General features: G+C 65.0%; 8 protein-coding genes. 1 reads left to right on the forward strand and 7 read right to left on the reverse strand.

Features of this window, described 5'->3' with window-relative positions; translation table 11 throughout:
• Positions 1–658 (forward strand): phosphoserine phosphatase SerB (gene serB, locus AX735_RS03445; protein WP_066275606.1); only part of this gene is annotated, 658 nt, incomplete at its 5' end.
• Positions 659–833: 175 nt separating this feature from the next.
• On the opposite strand, the gene AX735_RS03440 is transcribed toward serB, so the two are convergent.
• The 7 genes from AX735_RS03440 to AX735_RS03410 form a co-directional block, all read right to left on the reverse strand.
• Positions 834–1,730: an SDR family oxidoreductase gene (locus AX735_RS03440; protein ID WP_060977303.1), complete on the reverse strand. Its 897-nt coding sequence runs from the start codon at positions 1,728–1,730 to the stop codon at positions 834–836.
• Positions 1,731–1,869: 139 nt separating this feature from the next.
• Entirely contained in the window at positions 1,870–2,565 is a 696-nt protein-coding gene (gene phoB, locus AX735_RS03435) for a phosphate regulon transcriptional regulator PhoB (RefSeq protein WP_023838588.1), read from the reverse strand.
• A 31-nt stretch (positions 2,566–2,596) separates the two neighbouring features.
• A complete protein-coding gene (gene phoU / locus AX735_RS03430) occupies positions 2,597–3,307 on the reverse strand; it encodes a phosphate signaling complex protein PhoU (protein WP_231750002.1) in 711 nt (236 codons plus the stop codon).
• Between the two features lie 90 nt (positions 3,308–3,397).
• Complete coding sequence (pstB, locus tag AX735_RS03425; RefSeq protein WP_023838590.1) at positions 3,398–4,183, reverse strand: phosphate ABC transporter ATP-binding protein PstB; 786 nt, start codon at positions 4,181–4,183, stop codon at positions 3,398–3,400.
• A gap of 8 nt (positions 4,184–4,191) precedes the next feature.
• Positions 4,192–5,487, reverse strand: a complete 1,296-nt coding sequence (pstA, locus tag AX735_RS03420; RefSeq protein WP_066275601.1) for a phosphate ABC transporter permease PstA — start codon at positions 5,485–5,487, stop codon at positions 4,192–4,194.
• Positions 5,480–6,856: a phosphate ABC transporter permease subunit PstC gene (gene pstC, locus AX735_RS03415; protein WP_060977223.1), complete on the reverse strand. Its 1,377-nt coding sequence runs from the start codon at positions 6,854–6,856 to the stop codon at positions 5,480–5,482. The genes pstA and pstC overlap by 8 nt, the downstream gene beginning before the upstream one ends.
• 8 nt (positions 6,857–6,864) lie before the next feature.
• A complete protein-coding gene (locus AX735_RS03410) occupies positions 6,865–7,917 on the reverse strand; it encodes a substrate-binding domain-containing protein (RefSeq protein WP_060977301.1) in 1,053 nt (350 codons plus the stop codon).
• Positions 7,918–8,122: the final 205 nt, after the last annotated feature.

Below are 8,122 nucleotides of genomic sequence, written 5' to 3' on the forward strand. Positions count from 1 at the left end.
GCGCGGCGTGCGCCTGCTCGTGTCCGACATGGACAGCACGATGATCGCCAATGAATGCATCGACGAGCTCGCCGATTATGCCGGGGTCAAGCCGCAGGTCGCCGAAATTACCGAGCGCGCGATGCAGGGCGAGCTCGATTTCGAGGCGGCGTTGCGCGAGCGCGTCGCGCTGCTCGAGGGGCTGAGCGAGCATGTCATCGGCGAGTGCCTGGGCCACCGCATCCAGCCGATGCCGGGCGCGCGCACTCTGGTGCGCACGCTGCGCTCGCGCGGCGTGGATTGCGTGCTCGTCTCGGGCGGCTTTCATTCCTTTGCCGACGTGATCGGCGCGGAGCTGGGCTTCAACGCGGTGTTCGCCAACCGGCTGGTAATCGAGCACGGCCACATGACCGGCGCGCTCGAAGGCGGGATCGTCGATGCCGCGCGCAAGGCGGCGATCCTGATGGAGCAAGCGGTGGGCCAGGGGCTCGAGGTGGCGCAGGTGATCGCGCTGGGCGACGGCGCGAACGACATCCCGATGCTCAAGGCCGCAGGCACGGGCGTCGCCTATCACGCCAAGCCCGCCGCGGTCGCCGCCGCCGACGCGCATATCGCGCACGGCGACTGGACGGCTTTGCTCCACGCGCTGGGTATCGCGCGGGGGGATTGGAGCGAATAGCCCGGACGAAAAAGGGCGCGACGATCGCTCGCCGCGCCCTTTTCTCGTTACTCTCGAGCATTTCAATCGTCATTCCCGCGAACGCGGGAATCCCGCTTTTTCGTATCGGCATCCGAGAAGCGGGACCCCCGCTTTCGCGGGGGTGACGAGATGACGTCGATCCGATGCCAGCCGATTAGCCCTGCAGCAGACGCATGATCGTCATCGCCTGTTCGCTGCCCGACTGCGGCACGGTTTCGCCGGTGCGGTCGATGATCTTGTCGAAGATGCGTGCGACGCCTTCGGGGGTACGCTCGCCTTCGGGGAGCGCCGCGCCCTGGGTCATGGTGACATAGGCCGCGTGGAACGCGCCTGCGCCCGCGCCGATGATCATGTTGGTCGGTGCCTCTTCAGAGACCAGGTAGAGCGCGGCGGGAACCACGTTCTCGGGCTTGAACTGGGCAAAGGCTTCGGGCGGGAAGATATCTTCGGTCATGCGCGTTCCGGCGACGGGAGCCAGCGTGTTGACCTTGATGTTGTTCTTCGCGCCTTCGAGATACAGCGTCTTGGTGAGGCCGGCGAGGCCCAGCTTGGCCGCGCCATAATTGGCCTGGCCGAAATTGCCGTACAGGCCGGTCGACGAGGCGGTCATCAGGATGCGGCCGTAATTCTGCTCGCGCATCGTTTCCCACACCGCCTTGGTGCAATAGCCCGAACCGACGAGGTGGACCTTTACCACGAGGTCGAAATCGGCGGGCTCCATCTTGGCGAAGCTCTTGTCGCGCAGGATGCCGGCATTGTTGATCAGGACGTGCACGCCGCCCCAGGCTTCCTTGGCCTTGGCGACCATCTCGACCATCTGCTCGTATTCGGTGACCGATCCGCCATTGGCCATGGCTTCGCCGCCCGCAGCCTTGATCTCCTCGACGACCTTTTCGGCCGCGTCGGAGGTGCCGGTGCCGTCGCGCGCACCGCCCAGATCGTTGACGACAACCTTCGCGCCGCGCGCGGCAAGTTCGAGCGCATAGGCGCGGCCGAGGCCGCCGCCTGCACCGGTGACGATGGCAACGCGGTCCTTGAAACTGATGGTCATGGCAAGCATCCCTCTCTTGAATGCGCGGCATTGCCGCGCGGAATGGCGCGGGTTTTAGCCATGTTGAAGCGCTTGGCAAGCGCCAAGCCATGGGCATCCAACTTTACGCGTCCGTCAAGCAAAGCTGACGCTACGGCGATCAGGCCAGTTCGCTGTCCAGCGCATAGCCGGCAGAACGCACGGTGCGGATGATATCGGGCTGGCCATTGGCGTTGAGCGCCTTGCGAAGGCGCCGGATATGCACGTCGACGGTGCGAATCTCGATATCGCTGTCATGCCCCCAGACGCTGTCGAGCAGCCGCTCGCGCGAGAACACCCAGCCGGGATGCTCGAGGAAGTGGCGCAGCAGGCGGAATTCGGTGGGACCGAGCGGAATGGTCTGCCCGGCGCGCTTCACCTTGTAGCCCACCGTGTCCATCTCGATATCGGCGAAGCTGAGCGCCTCGCCGGCGAGCGCGGGGCGCACGCGGCGGAGCACCGCGTTGACCCGCGCGATCAGCTCGCGGGGGGAGAAGGGCTTGGTGACATAATCGTCGGCGCCGATGTCCAGCCCGCGCACCCGGTCTTCTTCTTCGCCGCGCGCCGACATCATGATGATCGGGATGTTCGAGGTGTCGTTGTCGCGGCGCAGGCGGCGGCAGACCTCGATGCCCGACAGATTCTCGATCATCCAGTCGAGCAGCACGATATCGGGCCGTTCCTCGCGCGCGATCAGCATCGCCTCCTCGCCATCGGCGGTCTGGCTGACGCGGAAGCCCTGTTTGTCGAAATGCCAGGACACCAATTCGGCCAAGGCCATGTCGTCTTCAACCAGCAGCAGATGCGGAGTCGTCATCGGTATCGTGCTTTCGTTTCAAAAGGTCCGGTCAGTCGCTGCCGGGCGCCAGCGCGTCGTCGCCGCGCTCGCGCTCGTTCATCGACTGGCCCATGACCGCGAAGTAAACCATTTCGGCCACATTGGTGGCGTGGTCGCCGATCCGTTCGAGATTCTTGGCGATGAACAGCAGGTGCGTGCCCGCGCCGACATGTTCGGGATATTCGATCATGTGCGCGATGAGCGCGCGGAAGATGCTGTTGTAGAAATCGTCGACGGTCTTGTCCTGCGCGCAGACGGCGACGGCAAGGTCGGCATCGCGCTTGGCAAACGCGGTGAACGCATCGTCGACCAGCTGGCGGGTCGCGTCAGCCATGGCGGGCAGCAGCCGCGCGGCATCGATCTGCTGGTCGGCATCGATCAGCAGCACACGCTTGGCGATGTTCTTGGCATAATCGCCGATGCGCTCGACCACGCCCGAGATTTTGAGCGCCGCGACGAGTTCGCGCAGGTCGTCCGCCATCGGCGCGCGCAGTGCGATCGTCTGGATCACCATGCGGTCGATCTGCTCTTCCAGCGCGTCGATGCGCTTGTCGCCCTCGACCACCTGGCGCGCCAGATCATGGTCGTTGTTGGCGAGCGCGGCCATCGCGCCCTCGACCGCCTTTTCGGCGCGCCCGCCGATCTCCGCGATCAGCCCGCGCAGGGTGATGAGGTCGCCGTCAAAGGCCTTCAGGGTGTGTTCGTTCAGGCTATGGTTCATCAAGACATTCCGTTCGTTGCGATGCCAGGCTTGGCGGGACCCCCGTATCCCCGTGCTGCCAAGCCGTTTCGCTTAAGCATGTGGTGTCGGTCAGCCGTAACGGCCAGTAATATAGTCGCGCGTCCGTTCCTCGCGCGGGTTGGTGAAGATATCCGACGTGTCGCCATATTCCACCATGGTTCCCAGGTGGAAGAACGCGGTCTTCTGCGAGACGCGCGCGGCCTGCTGCATGTTGTGCGTGACGATGACGATGGCATAGCGGCCGCGAAGCTCATGGATCAGTTCCTCGATCTTGGCGGTGGCGATCGGGTCGAGCGCCGAGCAGGGCTCGTCCATCAGGATCACCTCGGGATCGACCGCGATCGCACGCGCGATGCACAGCCGCTGCTGCTGGCCGCCCGAAAGCGCGGTGCCGCTGTCCTGCAACCGGTCCTTGACCTCGTTCCACAGGCCGGCGCGCACCAGCGAATTCTCGACGATCTGGTCGAGCTCGGCCTTGTTGGGGGCGAGGCCATGGATGCGCGGGCCGTACGCCACATTGTCGTAGATCGACTTGGGGAAGGGGTTGGGCTTCTGGAACACCATGCCGACGCGTGCGCGCAGCTGCACCACGTCCATGCTGCTCGAATAGATATTCTCGCCGTCGAGCGTGATATCGCCCTCCACCCGCGCGATCGGGATGGTGTCGTTCATGCGGTTCAACGTACGCAGGAAGGTCGACTTGCCGCAGCCCGAGGGGCCGATGAACGCGACGACATTGTCCATGTCGATATCGATCGACACGCCCTTGATCGCTTCCTTGGGGCCATAAAAGACCCGCACGTCGCGCGCGGACATTTTGGGTTTGGTGGTGGCAGAGGCCAGATTGTCGAGCATGGATCGGGTTACCAGCGGGTTTCGAAGCGGTTGCGCAGGTACACGGCAATCGCGTTCATGGTGAGCAGGAAGACGAGCAGGACGATGATCGCGGCGGAGGTCTTTTCGACAAATCCGCGATTGACCTCGTCCGACCAGAGGAAGATCTGCACCGGCAGCACGGTGGCGGGATCGGTCAGGCCATCGGGCGGGGTGGTGGTGAAGGCGCGCATGCCGATCATCAGCAGCGGCGCGGTCTCGCCCAGCGCGCGCGCCATGCCGATGATGGTGCCGGTCATGATGCCCGGAATGGCAAGCGGCAGCACATGGTGGAACACGACCTGGATCGGGCTCGCGCCGACGCCCATCGCCGCCTCGCGGATCGAGGGGGGCACCGCCTTGATCGCGTTGCGCGCGGCGATGACGATCACCGGCATGGTCATCAGCGCGAGCGTCAGGCCCCCGACCAGGGCCGCCGAGCGCGGCATCGACAGGAATTGCAGGAACACCGCGAGCCCGAGCAGGCCGAAGATGATCGAGGGGACGGCGGCAAGGTTGTTGATCGACACCTCGATCAGGTCGGTGAAGCGGTTCTTGGGCGCATATTCCTCGAGATAGACCGCCGCCAGCACGCCGACGGGGAAGGCGAGGAACAGGGTCACGACCATCGTGATCAGCGAGCCCTTGAGCGCGCCCCAGATGCCGACGCGCGCAGGGTCGGTGCCGTCCGAGCCGGTAAGGAACTGCATGTTGAAGCTCTGCCGCACTTCGCCTGCCTTGGTGAGCGCGGCATAATCGCGCTCGGCCTCGGGCGTCGAACGGTCCTTGGCGGCGCGGTCGATATCGCTCGAGGTCGGCAGCCAGAAGCTGGTCTCGCCCATCACCAGATTGGGATTTTCGACCAGCTGGTCGCGCAAGGCGGTCCAGGCGGTGCTGGCGAAATAGCGCGCGCCATCCTCGCCATATTGCGCCTGCACGGCCTGATCGAAGATGCGGCGAACGTCGATCGAGGCCATGGTGGCGGAAAGCTGCGGCCCGGTCAGCTGATCGGGCGAGATGCTGCCGGTGGCCGCGGGCAGGTCGATCGTCAGTGTCGCCTCGGTGGTGACGAAGCCCTTGGCCCCGTTGCCGACCATGACAACGAGCAGGAAGGCGAGAAACAGCGACGACACGGCCACCGCAGCCAGGCCCAGGAACTTGAACCGGCGCTCGGCGGCATAGCGGCGCGCGATGCGGCGCTGCATGGCATCGCCCATCCAGTCGGTCTTGCGCGACGAGGGGCTTGCAGTCGGGGGCGTTGCGGTCATGGTCAGGGCCTCAGTCATACGCTTCCCGGTACCTCTTGACGATCTGCAGCGCGACGATGTTGAGCAGCAGCGTGACGACGAACAGCGTCAGGCCCAGCGCGAACGCGGCGAGCGTCATCGGGCTGTCGAAATCGGTATCGCCGGTAAGCAACTGGACGATCTGGGTGGTCACCGTGGTCACGCTGGCGAAAGGATTGGCGGTGAGGTTCGCGGCCAGGCCTGCGGCCATCACCACGATCATCGTCTCGCCGATCGCGCGGCTGACCGCGAGCAGCACGCCGCCGACCACGCCGGGAAGCGCTGCGGGGATGAGCACCTGCTTGATCGTCTCGCTCTTGGTCGCGCCCATGGCGAGCGAGCCGTCGCGCATGCTGCCGGGCACGGCGGCGATGCTGTCATCGGCCATCGACGAGACGAACGGGATGATCATCACGCCCATCACCAGGCCCGCCGCGAGCGCCGATTCGGAGCTTGCGTCGGTGATGCCGATCGACACGGCAAAGCTGCGCAGCGCAGGCGCCACGGTCAGCGCGGCGAAATAGCCATAGACCACGGTCGGCACGCCCGCGAGAATCTCGAGGATCGGCTTCATCCACTTGCGCACATTGGCGCTGGCATATTGGGTCAGATAGACCGCGCTCATCAGGCCGAGCGGGATCGCGACCAGCATCGCGATGATCGCACCGATGAACACCGTGCCCCAGAAAAGCGGCACAGCACCGAAGCCGGTGGCCTGGCCATCGACGACCTTGTCCGACGGGTTCCAGTCGAGCCCGAACAGGAATTCGAACGGCGAGACCATGCCGAAGAAGCGGATCGTCTCGAAGATCAGCGAGGCGACGATGCCGAGCGTCGCCAGGATCGCGATCAGCGAGGCGAGCAGCAGGCCGAACATCACCGTCCGCTCGACCTGGGTGCGCGCGCGGAAATCCGGGCGGATGCGGGTAAAGGCAAAGGCGCCGCCGGCAAAGCACAGCAGGAAGGCGGCGAGCGCGCCGATCATCGCATATTTGCTGTCCGCGGCTTCATAGAGCGGGGCAAGCCTGACTGCGGCGTCGTTGAACACCTTGAGGTCGGGATTGTGCGACAGCGCGCGCGCTTCGGACAGGATCGCTGCGCGTTCGAAGGCATCGGTGGGAAGCCCTGCGGCTAGCGGGCTTTCGAGCACTTGGTAACTGCCGAGCGCCGGCGCGATGGTGCTCCACACCAGCAGGAACAGGATGGCGGGGACGACCGCCCACATCGCGGCATACCAGCCGTGATAGCTGGGCAGCGAATGGACGCTGGCGACGCCCGACTGGATGAAGCGTCCGGCACGCGCGCGGGCGAAGACCCAGGCGATCAGGCCGAGGCCCGCGATCAGGAAGAAGGTGGCGGTGATGGTCATGGCACTGCTTATTTCAGGTCCGCGCCGTCGAGCGCGGTGAGCGACTTGATGCGACCGAGCATCTCGGTGCGGGTCTTGTCGGGCGCGGCGATCAGGCCGATCCGGGTGAGATAGCCCTCATGCTCCCCCCCGCGAAGGAATTCGGCGACGAATTCGCGCAGGCCCGGGATCACGTCGACATGCTTCTTCTTCACATAGATGTAGAGCGTGCGCGCGCCGGGATAGGTGCCGTTCTCGATCGTCGCATAGCTCGGCTCGACGCCGCCGATCGGCACGCCGCGCACGGTGTCGGCATTGTCGGCCAGATAGCTGTAGCTGAAGATACCGACCGCATCGGGGTTGGTCGAAAGCTTCTGGACGATCAGGTTATCGTTCTCGCCCGTATCGGTATAGGCCTGGTCGGTGCGGATCGAGTGGCAGATGTCCTCGAACTTTTCCTTGTCGCTATCTGACAAAGCCTTGATCGCCGGATCGGTCTTGCAGCCCTTTTCCATGATGATCTCTTCGAGCGCATCGCGCGTGCCCGAGGTGGCGGGCGGGCCGAAGATGTTGATTCGCGTATCGGGCAGCGCCGGATTGATATCCGGCCAGCGCATCGCGGTATTGGGGCCCTTGCCGAACGGCTGGGCGGCGAGCGCGGTGTAGAATTCCTCGACCGTGAGCGACAGCTTGGGTCCCTTGGTCGACTGGGCGAGCGCGATGCCGTCGAAACCGATCACGATCTCGATCACCCCGTCGACGCCATTGGCCTGGCAGCGCTCGAACTCGCTCTTCTTCATCCGGCGCGACGCGTTGACGATGTCGGGCGTTTTCGCGCCGACGCCCGCGCAGAACAGCTCCACCCCGCCGCCGGTACCGGTCGATTCAAGGATGGGGGAGCGGCGCTCGGGATCGAAATTGACGAATTCCTCCGCCACCTTCTTGGCAAAGGGGAAGACGGTGGACGAGCCGACGATGCGAATCTCGCTGCGGCTGCTGCCCTCGCTGGTCGACGCCGGGTCCTTGCATCCGGCCAGCAAAAGCGCCGGAAGGCAGGCAAAGGCGAGCTTCCTGATCAACACGTCGACCCCTCTCTGGGCAAGAACATCAGCCGCACGTCCGGCCATGAAGGCGGCGGCAGCGGACATGGCAGAATCGCGCGACGCGGATCATGCCTTTGCCTGGCCCCCTTCCGTTGAGGCCGTTAGGGAGGGGCCGTTGCCCGAACATGACAATCAGGTGACGCTTTTGTGACAGCGCTTCCGGCGGGTCCGGACGGTGGCCCCT

This window comes from Blastomonas sp. CCH1-A6 (genome assembly GCF_001556365.1).
Classification (GTDB): Bacteria; Pseudomonadota; Alphaproteobacteria; order Sphingomonadales; family Sphingomonadaceae; genus Blastomonas; species Blastomonas ursincola.

What these genes read in the sequence shown, in the direction of transcription:
- phoU (WP_231750002.1), bottom strand. Translation starts at nt 3,307, where the DNA reads ATGAACCATAGCCTGAACGAACACACCCTGAAGGCCTTTGACGGCGAC.
- phoB (WP_023838588.1), bottom strand. Translation starts at nt 2,565, where the DNA reads ATGACGACTCCGCATCTGCTGCTGGTTGAAGACGACATGGCCTTGGCC.
- pstA (WP_066275601.1), bottom strand. Translation starts at nt 5,487, where the DNA reads ATGACTGAGGCCCTGACCATGACCGCAACGCCCCCGACTGCAAGCCCC.
- AX735_RS03440 (WP_060977303.1), bottom strand. Translation starts at nt 1,730, where the DNA reads ATGACCATCAGTTTCAAGGACCGCGTTGCCATCGTCACCGGTGCAGGC.
- pstC (WP_060977223.1), bottom strand. Translation starts at nt 6,856, where the DNA reads ATGACCATCACCGCCACCTTCTTCCTGATCGCGGGCCTCGGCCTGATC.
- pstB (WP_023838590.1), bottom strand. Translation starts at nt 4,183, where the DNA reads ATGCTCGACAATCTGGCCTCTGCCACCACCAAACCCAAAATGTCCGCG.